At 65.0% G+C, this 15,969-nt stretch carries 10 protein-coding genes; 6 read left to right on the top strand and 4 right to left on the bottom strand.

Annotation, left to right across the window (positions count from 1 at the left end; genetic code table 11):
• The first annotated feature begins 1 nt into the window (after position 1).
• The 3 genes from H3H45_RS00190 to H3H45_RS00200 all read left to right on the top strand — a co-directional run bounded on the left by H3H45_RS00190 (position 2) and on the right by H3H45_RS00200 (position 5,865).
• The gene (locus tag H3H45_RS00190) at positions 2-1,489 is read left to right on the top strand and encodes a TAXI family TRAP transporter solute-binding subunit (protein WP_182831772.1); all 1,488 of its coding nucleotides are present in this window, start codon (positions 2-4) and stop codon (positions 1,487-1,489) included.
• Positions 1,490-1,712: 223 nt separating this feature from the next.
• Positions 1,713-5,606 carry a bifunctional diguanylate cyclase/phosphodiesterase gene (locus H3H45_RS00195; protein ID WP_182831773.1) on the top strand — a complete coding sequence of 1,298 codons (3,894 nt, stop codon included), beginning with the start codon at positions 1,713-1,715 and terminating at the stop codon, positions 5,604-5,606.
• Positions 5,607-5,673: 67 nt separating this feature from the next.
• The gene (locus H3H45_RS00200; RefSeq protein ID WP_182831774.1) at positions 5,674-5,865 is read left to right on the top strand and encodes a hypothetical protein; all 192 of its coding nucleotides are present in this window, start codon (positions 5,674-5,676) and stop codon (positions 5,863-5,865) included.
• Positions 5,866-6,038: 173 nt separating this feature from the next.
• Here the strand turns inward: H3H45_RS00200 and H3H45_RS00205 are convergent, their stop codons facing one another.
• The 3 genes from H3H45_RS00205 to H3H45_RS00215 all read right to left on the bottom strand — a co-directional run bounded on the left by H3H45_RS00205 (position 6,039) and on the right by H3H45_RS00215 (position 11,749).
• Positions 6,039-7,226 (bottom strand): Bcr/CflA family multidrug efflux MFS transporter, encoded by a 1,188-nt coding sequence (locus H3H45_RS00205; RefSeq protein WP_182831775.1) that lies wholly within the window; start codon positions 7,224-7,226, stop codon positions 6,039-6,041.
• 221 nt (positions 7,227-7,447) lie between these two features.
• Positions 7,448-10,582 carry an efflux RND transporter permease subunit gene (locus H3H45_RS00210; protein ID WP_328822188.1) on the bottom strand — a complete coding sequence of 1,045 codons (3,135 nt, stop codon included), beginning with the start codon at positions 10,580-10,582 and terminating at the stop codon, positions 7,448-7,450.
• 12 nt (positions 10,583-10,594) lie between these two features.
• On the bottom strand, positions 10,595-11,749 hold the full coding sequence (locus H3H45_RS00215) for an efflux RND transporter periplasmic adaptor subunit (RefSeq protein WP_182831776.1): 1,155 nt from the start codon (positions 11,747-11,749) through the stop codon (positions 10,595-10,597).
• Positions 11,750-11,902: 153 nt separating this feature from the next.
• Here H3H45_RS00215 and H3H45_RS00220 point away from each other — a divergent pair, with 153 nt between their 5' ends.
• Positions 11,903-12,568 carry a TetR family transcriptional regulator gene (locus H3H45_RS00220; RefSeq protein ID WP_182831777.1) on the top strand — a complete coding sequence of 222 codons (666 nt, stop codon included), beginning with the start codon at positions 11,903-11,905 and terminating at the stop codon, positions 12,566-12,568.
• A 177-nt stretch (positions 12,569-12,745) separates the two neighbouring features.
• Here the strand turns inward: H3H45_RS00220 and H3H45_RS00225 are convergent, their stop codons facing one another.
• Complete coding sequence (locus tag H3H45_RS00225; RefSeq protein ID WP_182831778.1) at positions 12,746-12,943, bottom strand: heavy-metal-associated domain-containing protein; 198 nt, start codon at positions 12,941-12,943, stop codon at positions 12,746-12,748.
• Positions 12,944-13,070: 127 nt separating this feature from the next.
• Here H3H45_RS00225 and H3H45_RS00230 point away from each other — a divergent pair, with 127 nt between their 5' ends.
• A complete protein-coding gene (locus H3H45_RS00230; protein ID WP_407926677.1) occupies positions 13,071-13,427 on the top strand; it encodes a hypothetical protein in 357 nt (118 codons plus the stop codon).
• An 86-nt stretch (positions 13,428-13,513) separates the two neighbouring features.
• Positions 13,514-15,901: a heavy metal translocating P-type ATPase gene (locus tag H3H45_RS00235; protein ID WP_182831780.1), complete on the top strand. Its 2,388-nt coding sequence runs from the start codon at positions 13,514-13,516 to the stop codon at positions 15,899-15,901.
• Positions 15,902-15,969: the final 68 nt, after the last annotated feature.

Below are 15,969 nucleotides of genomic sequence, written 5' to 3' on the forward strand. Positions count from 1 at the left end.
CATGCGCCATATTGCCCTGCTCGTCTGCCTGCTGCTGCTCGCCGCCTGTTCACGCGGCCCGGACCAAGCCACGCTGGAAGCCGACCTGCAGCAGCGCCTGCAACAGGCCTTCAGCCCGACCACCCTGAGCCTGGCCAAGCTACAACGCCGCGGCTCGGCCAGCGATGCCCACGCCCCGCCCGGCGAAGAGCGCCTGGTGATCTACTACGACGCCACCCTCAAGGTCGAACAGGCGCAGGACTTCGGCACCTGGGACTCGCCCGGCGTGGCCAGCCTGATCAGCGCTCTGGGTGCCGGCCCGCGCGGGCTCTCTGGTATCGAGAGCGGCGGCAACCAGGCTGGTGATTTGCTCAAGGCCCATGGCAGCCTGATCTACCGCAAACAGGGCAGTACCTGGCAGGCCGTAGTGCCGCAGGGCTTCAGTACCCCGCGCTCCGCCCAGCCTGGCGAAGGCGGCGCCACCCCGCGTGAAACCCTGGTCACGGCCATCAGCACCGCGCTCAACCTGTCGCCCGGCGGCACGGGAACCGAGCAGCGCAAAATCATCAGCGACGAACTGGAGCGCTCCCTGGCCAACATCCAGGGCCGCCTGACCCGTCTGCAGAGTGGCTATCCGATTGCCAGCGGCCCGCAATCCGGGCAGTACGCACGCTTTGCCCAAGCCCTGCGCGAACTGCTGAGCAAGCGCGGAGTGAACCTGCATGTGCTGAATACCGAAGGTGGCCTGGATAACCTGCGCCTGTTGCGCAAGGGCGAGGTCGTTCTGGCCTTGTCACAAAGCGATGCCGCGCACTTTGCCGTAGGCGGGGTCGGCCCCTTCGAGGCCGATGGCCCGAACCTCAACCTGCGCGCCATGGCCAGTCTGTACCCCGAGCCGGTACATGTGCTGGTACGCGCTGATGGTCCGTTACAGAACATCGCCGACCTGCGCGGCAAGCGGGTCAACCTCGGCCTGCCTGGCTCGGCTTCGCGCCTGACGGCCCTGGCGGTGCTGGCCGCCCACGGCCTGCAAACCGAGGATCTCGGCGCCGTCGCCGCCCTTGACCTGCAACAGGGCCTGAGCGCCCTGCGCGACGGTGAACTGGATGCCCTGGTACAGATCATCGGCGCGCCGGCCGACAATATCCGCGCCGCCAGCGAGTCCTTCGCGCTGCGCCTGCTGCCTCTGCAGGCCAGCGCCATCAGCCGTCTGCAGCAGGAACGCCCTGGCAGTTTCGCCTTCACCCTGCCGGCAGGCACCTACCCGCAGCAGGGCAGCGCTCTGCCGACCCTGGCGGTCAGCAGCCTGTTGCTGACCAGCGGCCAACTGACCAGCCGCGAAGTCGAGCAACTGGTACGCCAGCTCTTCAGCCTGGACAGCCCCTGGCTGCAATACGGCAGCATCCAGGGCACCCAGCTGTCGCCGGAAAATGCCCAGCGCGGCCTCGGGGTGCCATTGCACGAAGGCGCCGAAAAGGCCCTGCAGGCCCTCAAACCACCGGCAGGCTGACCGCTGGCACGACGCCCTCGACCGCTGGTCACCCTGCCATTGCCCAGCAATGGCAGGGTGCCAGCAACGCCGGCAAACGGCGTTCTTAGCAGCTGCGAGCCCCCGTGACGAAGCCATGATCGGCCAGCAAGCCTGAAAGGAGCGGCTAGACTCTGTCTTAAGCCCGTTGCCACTGGCAGTGACACGGTGCGTCAGTTGTCCCGCCAATTACTGGGGGTTCAGGATGCAACCCACGGTTTCCCGGCCGTTGCGCTTGGCCGGTATCTATATCCTGTTCAGCGCCGCCTGGATTCTGCTCAGCGACCAACTGCTGCTGACCCTGAATCTCGAACCGGATACTCTCAATAGCCTGCAGACTTACAAGGGCCTGGCCTTTGTCGCGGCCAGCAGTCTGCTGATCCTGATCATCGCCCGCCACGACCAGCGTACCCAGCAGGCCCTGGAAGTCAGCCTGCGGCGTAATGCCGAGCAACTGCAGCAGACCCAGCGCGATGCCGGGCTCGGCAACTGGACCTTCGATGGTAGTTTCCACTGGTCCAGCGAAGCCCTGCACCTGCTGGAGCGCGACCCTGAGCACAGCAACAGCAGCCTGGAAGAGTTTCTCGGCTGGCTCTACCCGGCCGACCGTAATGCCGTGCAACGCGCCCTGCTCAGCCTGTTCGACGGCTCCTCGCCGCTGCTGGTCAACGCCCGTATCAACCGTCCGAATAACGAAGCGCCGATCTGGCTGATGCTGCGCGGCGTGCGCGATGCCCATGGCAACGGCCAGGGCACATTGCAGAACATCAGCACGCAGAAGCGCGACGAACAGGCCCTGCGCGAAAGCGAGCAGCGCTTCCGCCAGCTGTTCGAGCAGACCCCGCGTATTGCCGTACAGGGCTACGACCGCGAACGCCGGGTGATCTTCTGGAACCAGGCCAGCACCCAGCTCTACGGCTACGAGGTGACCGACGCCATGGGCCGGCGCCTGGAGGAACTAATCATCCCCTCGCCCATGCGCGCCCAGGTGGTCAGCGATATCAACATGTGGATGATCGGCGGCCCGGCCATCCCGGCCTGCGAACTGACCCTGCAGCACCGCGATGGCAGCCCGGTGCACGTGTATTCGAGCCACCTGTTACTGCGCAATGCGCGCAACCAGCTGGAGCTGTACTGCGTCGACATCGACCTCGGCCAGCAGAAACAGGTGCATGATGAGCTGGAGGCCAGCGAGGCGCGTTACCGTGAGCTGGTCGAACAGCTGCATGAGGCGATCTTCCTCACCGATAGCCGCGGACGCCTGAGCTTCCTCAACCCTTCCTGGCAGACCATCACTGGCTACAGCATCAGCGAAAGCCTGGGCCGCCCTCTGCTGGACTTCATTGCCGGCGATCACCGCGAAGCGCTAGGCCAGCAGATTTCGACCATTCTCGGACGCCAGAGCAACAGCTGGTTGGGTGAGGTGCGTCTGCTCGAAAATGATGGCCATACGCGCTGGATCTCCCTGCGCCTGGCCGCCGGCGAACAGCATGGCCTGGGCCTGCACGGTAGCCTCAGTGATATTCATCAGCAACGCCAGAGCCAGGCCCTGCAGGAAGCGCGCAATGCCGTACTGGACCGCATGCTCGCCCAGCGCCCGCTGCAGGACACCTTCACTGACATGGTGCGCCGCCTGGAGCACATCAACCCGGAAATGCTGGTCTCGGTGCTGCTGGTCAACAAGGAGCAGCTGCAGGTAGCGGCAGCACCCAGTCTGCCCGCCAGCTATTCGGCCGAGGTGGATGGCATGCCGGTGCAGCTCGGCCTGGGCAGTTGCAGTCATGCCGCCGCCAGCGGCGAGCTGACCATAGTCGAGGACCTCAGCCAGCATCCAAACTGGACGACCTTCCGCGAACAGACCGCCCAGGCCGGCGTGCGTGCCTGCTGGTCGCTGCCGTTCAAGAATGACCAGGGCGAGGTGCTCGGCGTATTCGGTATCTATTACCGGCGCGTGGCCCACCCGGCTGCCGACGATATTGCCCTGGTCACCGAGTTCACCCGCCTGGCCGGCCTCGCCGTGCGCCAGCATCAGCGTGATGCCGAGCGCCTGCAAAGCGAACTGCGCTTTCGCGCCACCTTCGAGCAGGCTGCCGTCGGCATTGCTCACCTGTCTACCGACGGTCACTGGCTCCGGGTCAACCAGCGTCTGTGTCAGATGCTCGGCTACAGCCGCGACGACCTGCTCGACCTGACCTTCCAGGACATCACCCACCCGGACGATCTGGACAGCGACATGGAACAGGTCGGCCGCCTGCTCGCCGGTGACATCGCTCGTTACAGCCTGGAGAAACGCTATCGGCGCCGCGATGGCAGCCTGCTTTGGGCCAACCTCAGCGCCACCCTGGTGCGCCACACCAATGGCAGCCCGCACTACTTCATCTCGGTGGTCGAGGACATCGGCGTACGCAAGCAGCAGGAGCTGGCTCTGCAACAGGCCGCCACGGTCTTCGAAAGCACCCAGGAAGCGGTGGTCATCGTCGATGCCAAGCGGCGTATCCTCACCAGCAACCCGGCCTTCACCGGCATCACCGGGCTCAGCCCGCAGCAGGCCATCGGCCGCCGTTTACCGCTGCTACCGGGCAACAGCATCGAACGCACGCGCTACCGCACCCTGTGGCGCAAGGTCGAGGAAAGCGGGCACTGGCAGGGTGAGCTGAACAGCCGCCGGCAGGATGGCTCGCGCTTCCCCTTCTGGCTCACGGTCAGCCGGGTACGCGGTTGCGACCCGCTGCAGCCGCAGTACGTGTTGACCTTCACCGATCTCAGCCAGTACCGCGACAGTCAAGAGCGCCTGGCTCACCTGGTGCACTTCGACCCTCTCACCGACCTGCCCAACCGCCTGTTTGCCAACGAGCGCCTCGACCATGCCCTGGAACACGCACATCGGCATCACGAGCGAGTAGCGGTGCTGTTCTTCGATCTCGACCATTTCAAGACCATCAACGAAGGCCTCGGCCACAAGGTCGGTGACGAGCTGCTGATCGCCGTGGCGCGCCGCCTGCAGCAACGCCTGCGCAACGAAGACACCCTGGCGCGGCTGAGCAGTGACGAGTTCCTTATCGTTCTGGAAAACCTGCAGCGTCCCGAGGAAGCGGCCAGCATCGCCCGCACCCTGCTCGACCTGCTCGAGCGCCCGCTGCAGATGAGCAACGGCCGCGAAGCCTACCTGGGCGCCAGCATCGGCATCAGCCTGTACCCGGACGACGGCCTGTCCAGCGACGAGCTGCTGCGCAACGCCGAAGCCGCCCTGCACCAGGCCAAGCAGGAAGGCCGCAACACCTACCGTTTCTACACCGAGGGCCTGACCCACCAGGCGCACAGCCGCCTGGCCCTGGAAGCGCAACTGCGCCAGGCGCTGAAGCGCAACGAATTCTCCCTGCACTACCAACCGCTACTGGACAGCGACAGCGGCCGGCCGATAGGCGTGGAAGCCCTGCTACGCTGGAACAGCGAGCAGGGCATGATCTCGCCGGCGCGCTTCATCCCGCTGGCCGAGGACACCGGACTGATCGTACCGATCGGTAACTGGGTGCTGCGCGAAGCCTGCCGGCAGATGCAGTTCTGGCGCCAGCAAGGGCTGGACCTGAAGACCTTGGCGGTCAACCTGTCGCCCCGCCAGTTCCGCCAGGCCGACCTACTGCAGCAGGTGCGCGATGCTCTGCACGACAGCGGCCTGCCCGCCGAATGCCTGGAACTGGAGATTACCGAAGGCGCGCTGATGGATAACGTCGAGCAGGCGCGCGCCACCCTGATGGCCCTCAAGGGCCTCGGCCTGAAGCTGGCGGTCGACGACTTCGGCACCGGCTATTCGTCGCTGGCCTACCTGCGGCGCTTCCCGCTGGACAAGCTGAAGATCGACCAGAGTTTCATGCAGGGCGTACCCGAAGACCAGGCCAATCTGGAAATAGTCGCCACCATCATCGGCCTGGCGCGCAACCTCAAACTGCGCGTGCTGGCCGAAGGCGTGGAAACCCCGGCCCAGTTGCAGGCCTTGCGTCAGCTTGGCTGCGAGCAGTGTCAGGGCTATCTGTTCAGCCGCCCGCTGAGTGCCATTCAGCTGGTCAACTGGCTACGCGGCGACCATCAGTCGGTCGGTTGACCCAAGTCATAAAAGATCGCCAGCGGAAGACTAGACTGCAGCTTCCCAACCCCTGTGGAGGCATGTGATGAACGTCCTTATCCGCCAGGTCTCGACCCCGCAAGGCACCCGCTGGCAAGTGTGCATGGATCAGCACGGCGTCAGTTTTCGAAGCGAAGCCGAAGCCCGCGCCTTCGTTGCCACCCTGCAAGCTCGACTGCAGGCACCACATGCGCTGCCGTGGCGTGCACCCGCTGCCCAGATGCAAACCGCCAGTTGATGGCGCCGCGCCCTGGAGTCTGTCTCGGCTCCTGAAAGCGTCCCTCTCCCCAACCCTCTCCCGTGAACGGGAGAGGGGGCAGAAGCACACCGCACTTACTCTCAATCCATCGTGGCGGTGTAGAACAGATCGCAAACAGGCTTTTAAAAGCTATTCCGGTCTCGCGCTGGTTTCTAGAACTCCAGTGACTGGCGCCGCGCATGGCGCGCCGTGGAGATGGCCAGAACGACCGTCAGCGCCCCGCACACACAGATGATCAACGCCATGGGCCGCGCGGTGCCATCGTGCAGCACGCCAACCATACCCGCTGCTGCTGCCGCGACAATGAACTGCAGCGAACCCATCAAGGCCGAAGCACTGCCCGCCTGGCTACCCTGCCCGGCCATGGCGCAGGCCGAAGCATTGGGCAGGATGCATGACAGACTGGCGATGCAGATGAACAACGGGATCATCAGCGGCCACAGTGCCTTGGGCTGAGCCAGTGCCACAGCCAGCAGCGCTACCGCTGCCAGCAGGTAGACCCAGATCGTGCGTTGCAGCCAGTAGCCGGGACCATGATGACGCAGCAGCCAGCCATTGAACTGGGCGGTGAGGATGAAACCCGCCGCGTTGAAACCGAACAACCAGCCATAGTTCTGCGGCGAGACTCCGTACAGGTCGATGAACACGAACGGCGATCCGGCGATGTAGGCAAACATTCCGGCCATGGCCACGCCCCCGGTCAGGCCGTGGCCAATCAACTGGCGGTCACCCAGCAGTTTGACGTAACGCCTCAGGGCGCCGCTCAAGGGTGGGTGCGCTCCATCGACGCGCAGGGTCTCCGGTAGCCACAGCAAGATGCCGACCAGGCTCAGCGCGCCGAATAGCATCAAGCCATGGAAGATCGACTGCCAGCCGAACAGCTCCAGCAGCACCCCGCCGCCCATGGGCGCGAGGATCGGCGCCACGCCCATCACCAGCATCAGCTTGGAAAAGGTCTTGGCCGACTCCAGCGGATCGCAGAGATCACGCACCACCGCGCGGGAAATCGCCATGCCGGCGCAGCCACCCAGGGCCTGCACGAAACGTGCGGCGATCAGCCAATCCAGGCTGGGCGCCAGGGCACAGCCCAGCGAAGCCAGGGTGAACAGCAGCACCCCGACCAGCAGCGGCCGGCGCCGGCCATAGCGATCGGCCAGCGGCCCATAGATCAGTTGGCCAAAGGCGATGCCGACAAAGTAGGACGCCAGCGACAGCTGCACATGCTCGACATCGGTGGCGAACTCCCTGGCCAGCGTCGGAAAGCTCGGCAGGTAGAAGTCGATAGCCATCGGCCCGAAGGCACTCAGGGCACCGAGGATCAGCAGGATGCGTAGATTCATGGTTTATCCACAGCGGGGCGCACCCCGGAAAAACGCCGGGCGCCAGCACGGCGCCCGGTATTCATAACTGCAGCAAGTAGCCCGGATGTAATCCGGGGAAATTGGGACATGCCCAGTTCCCGGATTGCATCCGGGCTACGGGTCGATTGCCTCCCATCTCCCACGGAGGCAGAACGCACCGCACCTGCCTTACGCACCGCTAAAAGATCGTCATCAGACGCTTAGTGCGAGTCGACCACCTTGGTCTTCTTCTTGCCCATTTTCTCTGCCAGCGACTCCACCAGCAGGTAGAACATCGGGATGACGAAGGTCGCCAGCAGCGTCGCCGCCAGCATGCCGCCGATCACCCCGGTGCCGATCGAGTGGCGACTGGCCGAGCCGGCGCCGGTGCTGATGGCCAGCGGCACGCAACCGAGGATGAAGGCCAGCGAGGTCATCACGATCGGGCGGAAGCGCAGCTTGGCCGCCTCATAGGCCGACTCGAAGATGCTCTTGCCCTCGGCGCGCAGTAGCACGGCGAACTCGACGATGAGAATGGCGTTCTTCGCCGCCAGGCCGATCAGGGTGATCAGGCCGACCTGGAAGTACACATCGTTCTGGATGCCGCGCAGCCATACCGCGAGGATCGCGCCGAACACCGCGAACGGCACCGCGGTGACCACCGCCAGCGGCAGGGTCCAGCGTTCGTACTGGGCGGCGAGGATCAGGAACACCATGATCAGGCCGAAGACGAAGGCAATGCTGCCCGAGCCCTGGGTCGCCAGTTCCTGGTAGGCCGAGCCAACCCAGCCGAGGCTGTAGTCGCTGCCGAGCACCTCGTCGGCCACTTCCTGCATGGCCGTCAGCGCCTGCCCGGAGCTGTAGCCCGGTGCCGGGCCACCGAGCACCTTGGCCGAGGGGTAGACGTTGAAGCGCGCGTAGGTATCGGGGCCGAGAATACGGCGTACCTTGATCAGACTGGTCAGCGGCACCAGGTCGCTGGTGGTGCTGGAGCGCACGTAGACCTGCGATAAATCCTCAGGTTTGCGGCGGAACTCCGACTCCGACTGCAGGCTGACCTGCCAGGTACGGCCATACAGGGTGAAGTCGTTGACGTAGTAACTGCCGAAAGTCGACTGCATGGCGGTGAACACATCGCTGATGGTCACCCCCAGGGCACGTGCCTTGGTGCGGTCGAGGTCGATGTAGTACTGCGGCACGCTGGCATTGAAGGTGCTCTGCACCCCGCCCAGTTCGGGACGCTTGGCCGCCGCGGCGAGGAAGGCCTGGACCTTGCCCGCCAGGGCTTCGACGCTGCCACCGGAACGATCCTGGATATAGCCCTCGAAACCACCGGTAGTACTCATGCCGGTGATCGGCGGCGGGTTGAAGGACATCACCACGCCGTCCTTCTCGGTCATGCCCATGCCCATGAACTCGCGGGTCAGGTTGCGCGCATCCAACTCCGGCGTGGTGCGCTCGGACCAGTCCTTCAGTGGTACGAAGGACACCCCAGCGTTGGTGCGGTTGCCGAAGGTCAGCACGTCGAAACCGGCGAAAGTCACCACGTCCTCGACTGCCGGGTGCTTCATCATCTGCTGGGTGAAATCGCTGGTCAGCGCATCGGTGCGGTTGACCGAAGCCGCCGGCGGCAGGAAGTAGGCGTTGATCACATAGCCCTGGTCTTCGTCCGGCACCAGCGAGCCCGGCACCCGACTGAACAGGCCAATGGTCAGCGCGATCATCCCGCCGAACAGCAGCAGCCCCACCACCGAACGCTTGAGGAAGAACGCCACACCGGCGCTGTAGCCGTCGGTGAGTTTGTCGAAGAAGCGGTTGAACACGCGGAACGGCGCCGCCGGCTCGCTGTGCCCCGGTTTGAGCAGCAGGGCGCAGAGGGCCGGCGACAGGGTCAGGGCGACGATGCCGGAAATCACCACCGATACGGCAATGGTGATCGCAAACTGTTTATACATCTCCCCCGCCAGGCCGCCGAGGAAGCCCACCGGCACGAACACCGCGCAGAGCACCAGGACGATGGCGATGATCGGCCCGGTGACCTCTTCCATGGCCTTGATCGAGGCTTCGCGCGGGCCGAGCTTCTCGCTCTTCATAACACGCTCGACGTTTTCGATCACCACGATGGCGTCGTCCACCACGATGCCGATGGCCAGCACCAGGCCGAATAGGGTCAGCAGGTTGATCGAGAAACCCAGCGCGTACATGCCGGCAAAGGTGCCGATCAGCGAAACCGGGATGGCCAGCACCGGGATCAGCGTGGCGCGCCAGTTCTGCAGGAAGATGAACACCACCAACACCACCAGCAGCAGGGCCTCGAAGAAGGTCTTGACCACCTCCTCGATGGAAATCTGCACGAACTTGGTGGTGTCGTAGGGGATCTTGTAGGTGATGCCTTCCGGGAAGCGCGCGGACAGGCGCTTCATGGTCGCCTGCACCGCCTCGGCGGTATCCAGGGCGTTGGCGCCCGGCTGCAGGTAGACACCGAAGGCGGCGTTCTGCTGGCCGTTGAGCGAGGTGATCAGCGAGTAGTCCTGGGCGCCCAGCTCGATCCGCGCGACATCGCCCAGGGTCAGGCTGGCACCGGTTTCATCGGAGCGCAGGATCACGCTCTCGAACTCTTTCGGGTCCTTGAAGCGGCCCTGGGTGGTCACCGTGTAGGTGAAGTCCTGGGCGGTCTGCAGCGGCTGCTGGCCGAAGCTGCCAGCGGCGAACTGCGAGTTCTGCTCGCGGATGGCGTTGACCACGTCGGTTGGCGTCAGGTTGTACTGCGCCAGCTTGTCCGGGCGCAGCCAGATGCGCATGGAGTAGTCCTTGGAACCGAACTGGCTGACCGCACCAACACCGGGCAGGCGCTTGAGCTCGTCGATCACGTTGATCAGCGCGTAGTTGGAGATCATCACCGGATCGCGGGAGTTGTCCGGCGAATACAGGGTGATTACCTGGAGAATGTCAGACGACTTCTTCTCCACCTTGACGCCCTGGCGGCGCACTTCTTCCGGCAACTTGGCCAGCGCGGCCTGTACCCGGTTGTTGACGTCGATGGTCGCCTGATCCGGATCGCGGCCCACCTCGAAGTACACCGACAGGCTCATGCTGCCGCTGCTGGCCGAGTTGGACAGCTGGTAGATCATGCCCTCGACGCCGTTGATCTGCTGCTCCAGCGGCGCGGCCACGGTTTCGGCGATGACCTGGGCGCTGGCGCCCGGGTAGCTGGCGGTCACCGATACTTGCGGCGGCAGGATCTGTGGGTACTGAGCAATCGGCAGGGCGCGCATGGCGGCCAGACCACCAAGCAGGATGACAATGGAGATGACCGCGGCGAACACCGGACGGTCGATGAAGAATTTCGAAATCACAGGCCGGACTCCTTACTGCGGGGTTTTGGAGGCAGCGGCTGCGACCACCTTCACCGGCTCGTTGGGCCTGACCTTGGGCAGCCCCTCGACAATTACCTGGTCACCGGCGGCGATGCCGCTGTCCACCACCCAGCGCCCTTTGGCAGTGTGCGCAGTGGTTACCGGGCGCACACGCGCCACGTTCTGCGCGTCCACCACATAGACGAAGGTGCCGTTCGGTCCCTGGGAAATGGCGCGCTCGGGCACGGTGACCGCATTCGGCTTGCTGATGCCCTTGACCTGCACCCGCACGAACTGGCCCGGCAGCAAGGCCTGGTCCGGGTTGGGCACCACGGCGCGGGCGCTGACGGTGCCGGTGGCGCGGTCGATCAGGCTGTCGGTGAAGTCCACCTGACCCTGCACCGGATAGAGGGTGCCGTCGCCGAAGATGATCTGCACGCTCATCTTCTGTCCGCCATCGCGCACCAGACTGCCGTCCTGCAGGCCCTGACGCACGCTGGAGACCTCGCGGTCGGGCGCGGCGAAGTTGACGTACATGGGATCGAGCTGGGTGATCTGGGTCAGCAGGCTGGCATTCGGATCGCCAGCGACCATCAGGCTGCCCTCGGAAACGGTTTCCTTACTGGTGATCCCGGAAATCGGCGCCTCCACCGTGGTGTAGTCGAGGTCGATCTGCTTGGCCTGCACCTCGGCCTTGGCCGCTTCGATATTGGCCTTGCTCTGTTCGAAATTGGAGATGGCGTTGTCCAGCTCGCTCTCGCTGGCGAAGCCCTTCTTCTGCAGCTCGCGGATGCGTTTGAGGTCACGCTCGGTCTGCCGGTAGCGCGCCTGTTCCTGGGCCAGCGCGCCTTTGGCGCGGGCCAGTGCGGCCTGGTAGGAACGTGCATCGATGCGGAACAGTACCTGGCCCTGCTTCACCGCACTGCCTTCCGTGTACAGGCGCTCCTGGAGGATGCCGCTGACCTGGGCGCGCACCTGCACCTCTCGGAAACCGGCGGTACGCGCCGGATACTCGAACTGCAGCGGCAGCGACTCGACCTTGGCTTCTTCCACCACCACGTCCGGCGGCGGCATCGTGCCGGCGGCTTGCTCGGCATGGGCAGTGGAATGGATCAGCAAGCCAAGGGCAGTTGCCTTGAGCGCGGATGGAAGGTGGCGAAAAAGCATGAAGTCATCTCCGTGACGGCGCGGTCGCAGGCAAAGCCCAGAAAAGCTGCCATGCTAGTTACATACATTCACGTTTGTAAACACGACATCGGCAGCAAAATCATTACACTCTGTTCCCCAAACAAGAGCCTAGACCGATTCACTCGTCTCGCCATGCGCAGAACCAAAGAACAAGCCGAACAGACCCGTAGCGCCATCCTGGCTGCTGCCGAACTGTTGTTCCTGGAAAAAGGCGTGGCGCACAGCACCCTGGAACAGATCGCCCAGGCGGCGGGCGTGACCCGCGGCGCGGTGTACTGGCACTTTCAGAACAAGGCGCATCTGTTCCACGAGATGCTCAGCCAGGTTCGCCTGCCTCCCGAGCAACTGACTGAACGCCTGTCCGGTTGTGATGGCGTTGACCCGCTGCTTTCACTGCGCGATCTGTGCATTGGCGCCATCGAGAACCTGGCCCGCGACGAGCAGAAGCGGCGCATTTTCACCATCCTCCTGCATCGCTGCGAATTCACGGCCGAACTGCGCGAGGCGGAGGAGCGCCACAATGCCTTTATCAACCAGTTCATCCACCTGGTCGAAGAGCTGCTGGCGCGCCCCGCGTGCAAGCCACGCCTGCAACCGGGAGTGAGCCCAGGACTGGCCGCACGCGCGCTGCACGCCCTGCTTATCGGCCTGTTTACCGACTGGACGCGGGACCAGAGCCTGTTCGACCCGCTGCAGGACACCGCCGGCCTGATCGACGCCCTGCTGCGTGGGCTGGTGCGCGAGTGGAATCCGCCTGCGGTAGCCGATGGGACCCATGCCCTGCAGCCAGCGTTGTAGCCCGGATGCAATCCGGGGCAGGTAAAGCGCCTAGACTTTAGAATCTCTGTGAAATGCCCAGTTCGCGAGCATAGCTCGCTCCTACAATTTGCCTGCAGCAGAAAAACGCCGCGATTCCGGTGCGAAATCGCGGCGTTTTCTTAAGTGAAGAGCATTACAGAACAACCGGCCCTGCACTCAGGCCAGTTCGGCGCCATAGCCTTCGTCGCGCACCGCCTGCAGCAGCTGCTCCGGAGTCAGTCGGCTGGCCACCCGGACTTCAGCGGCGGCCAGGTCGATCTGCACCTCGGCAGCGTCATCCAGGGAGTGCACCGCCTGGGTGATGGCGCGCACGCAGTGGCCACAGGACATGCCGGAAACTTTCAGAATTTGCATGGGATTTCCCTCTTCGATTGACTGTGAGTCCAGCATCCAGCTTGCCACCGTGGCAAGGTCAAGCCCGGCGAGAGTGCGCCGATACAGAACAGGTAACGAGGAGAAACCGATGCGCCCACTATTCGTCCTGTTTGCCGCCCTGCTCTGCGGCGCCCCACTGAGTGCCGCGGAGCTGTCGCCGCCACCCGCCTACTACGGCGTGCTGATCGTGTCGCGTGATCGCCTGGAAGTGGCAACCACCTGCGATATCGGCATCTACCTGCAGGACAAACTGGCCGCGCGCATCTATCAGGGTCAGTCAGCCTCCTTCAACCTGCCACCAGGAACAGTCGCCATCCGCCTGGGTTATATGGGCGGCCTGGGCTGCGAGCCGAGCTTCGAGCAGATCCGCAGCACCCGCGTGCAGATCGAGGCCGGCGCCGTGCAGCAATACCGCATCGCCCTGGATCTTGGCAGCCTGACGCTGCTGCAGGTGCAGCCCTAGCGGTCTTCACTCGGTAGCGATTCGGCACTTGACCTTACCATTAGGTTAAGGTTGATCCTTGGGGCACTCGCCTCAAGGAGACCCCCATGAACAGCCCTGCCCCTCTCACCCGTTTCGACCTGCCCCTGAGCGGCATGACCTGTGCCAGCTGTGCCGGCCGCATCGAGCGCGCGCTGGCCAAGGTGGTTGGCGCGCAGACCGTCAGCGTCAACCTGGCCACTGAGCGCGCCCAGCTCGACGCGCCGGCCGACAGCCTGCCGAGCCTGATCGAAGCCGTGCACCAGGCCGGCTATGGCGTACCCCTGGAATCGGTAGAGCTGCAGCTCGGCGGCATGACCTGCGCCAGCTGTGCCGGGCGTATCGAGCGCGCGCTGGGCAAAGTGCCCGGGGTCCAAGCCGTCAGCGTCAACCTGGCCAGCGAGCGCGCCCGCATCGAATGGCTAGCGGGTTCGTCCAGCAGCGCACTGATCGCTGCCGTCGAAGCCGCCGGTTATTCGGCTCGCCTGCTCGACAGTGCACCGCCGCGCGACCCGCAGATTGCCCTGCGCCGCGAACGCCTGGCCGTGCTGCTGGCCCTGCTGCTCGCCACCCCGCTGGTGGTGCCGATGCTGGCCGAATGGTTCGGTCTGCACTGGATGCTGCCGGCCTGGGTGCAGTTCGCCCTGGCCACCCCGGTGCAATTCATCCTCGGCGCGCGCTTCTATGTCGCCGCCTGGAAGGCCGTGCGCGCCGGTAGCGGCAATATGGACCTGCTGGTCGCCCTCGGCACCAGCGCCGGCTACGGCCTGAGCCTGTACCTGTGGGCCACAGCCGGATCGCAGGCGATGCCGCATCTGTATTTCGAAGCGTCGGCAGTGGTCATCGCCCTGGTGCTGCTCGGCAAGTACCTGGAAAGCCGCGCCAAACGCCAGACCAGTGCAGCCATCCGCGCGCTCGAAGCCCTGCGCCCGGAACGTGCCACCCGCCTGCGCGACGGTATCGAAGAAGACGTCGCATTGAACGCCCTGCGCCTGGATGACCTTGTGGTGGTGCGCCCCGGTGAGCGCTTCCCGGTGGATGGCATCGTCAGCGACGGCCAGAGCCAGGCCGACGAGGCACTGATCAGCGGGGAAAGCCTGCCGGTCGCCAAGCAGGTGGGCGACCGCATTACCGGTGGCGCGATCAATGGCGAGGGCCGGCTGATCGTGCGCACCACCGCCCTGGGCAGCGAAACCGTACTGGCGCAGATCATCCGCCTGGTGGAGGACGCCCAGGCCGGCAAGGCACCGATCCAGAAACTGGTGGATCGGGTCAGCGCGGTGTTCGTCCCGACGGTGCTGCTGATTGCTGCGCTGACTCTGCTCGGCTGGCTGCTGGTCGGTGCCGGGGTGGAGCAGGCACTGATCAATGCCGTGGCAGTGCTGGTGATCGCCTGCCCCTGCGCCCTCGGCCTGGCCACACCGGCAGCGATCATGGCCGGCACCGGCGTGGCGGCGCGCCACGGCATTCTGATCAAGGACGCCGAAGCTCTGGAGCTGGCGCACAAGGTCAGCGTGGTGGCCTTCGACAAGACCGGCACCCTCACCTCCGGCCAGCCAAGCATCGTCCACCTGGCTCCCAGCAGCATCGATGAAGCCGAACTGCTGCGCCTGGCTGGCGGCCTGCAACAAGGCAGCGAACACCCGCTGGCGCATGCCGTGCTGCAAGCGGCGCGCGAACAAGGCATCGCGCTGCCTGCACTGAGCGACAGCCAGGCCCTCAGCGGGCGCGGCATCCAGGGCCAGGTCGAGGGCCGCCAGTTGCTGCTCGGCAACCAGCGCCTGCTCGACGAACTGGGCCTGCACAGCCCGCTGCAGGCCACCGCCGTCGACTGGGAGGCCGAAGGTCGCACCCTGTCCTGGCTGCTGGAGCGCGCACCGCAACCGCGGGTGCTGGGCCTGCTGGCCTTCGGTGACAGCCTCAAGCCCGGCGCCGCCGAAGCCATCGCCGCCCTGCGCGAGCGCGGTATCCACAGTCACCTGATCAGCGGCGACAACGCCGGCAGCGCCAATGCCGTGGGCCGTGCCCTGGGCATCGAACAGGTGCATGCCCAGGTGCTGCCGGCAGACAAGGCCGCACATATCGTCGACCTGAAACGCGAGGGTGCGGTGGTGGCCATGGTCGGAGATGGCATCAACGACGCCCCGGCCCTGGCCGCCGCCGATGTCGGCATCGCCATGGGCGGCGGCACCGACGTGGCCATGCACGCAGCCGGCATCACCCTGATGCGCGGCGACCCGCGTCTGGTACCGGCCGCGCTGGACATCAGCCGGCGCACCTGGCGCAAGATCCAGCAGAACCTGTTCTGGGCCTTCGTCTACAACCTGGTGGGCATTCCGCTGGCCGCCTTCGGCCTGCTCAACCCGATGGTCGCCGGCGCGGCCATGGCCCTGTCCAGCGTCAGCGTAGTGAGCAACGCCCTGCTGCTGAATACCTGGAAGCCAAGCGACAGGTAGCCCGGATGCAATCCGGAAATGACTAACCCCCGGATTGCATCCGGGCTACAGAACTCGATGAGGCATGC

This window comes from Aquipseudomonas guryensis (assembly GCF_014164785.1).
Taxonomy (GTDB): Bacteria; Pseudomonadota; Gammaproteobacteria; order Pseudomonadales; family Pseudomonadaceae; genus Aquipseudomonas; species Aquipseudomonas guryensis.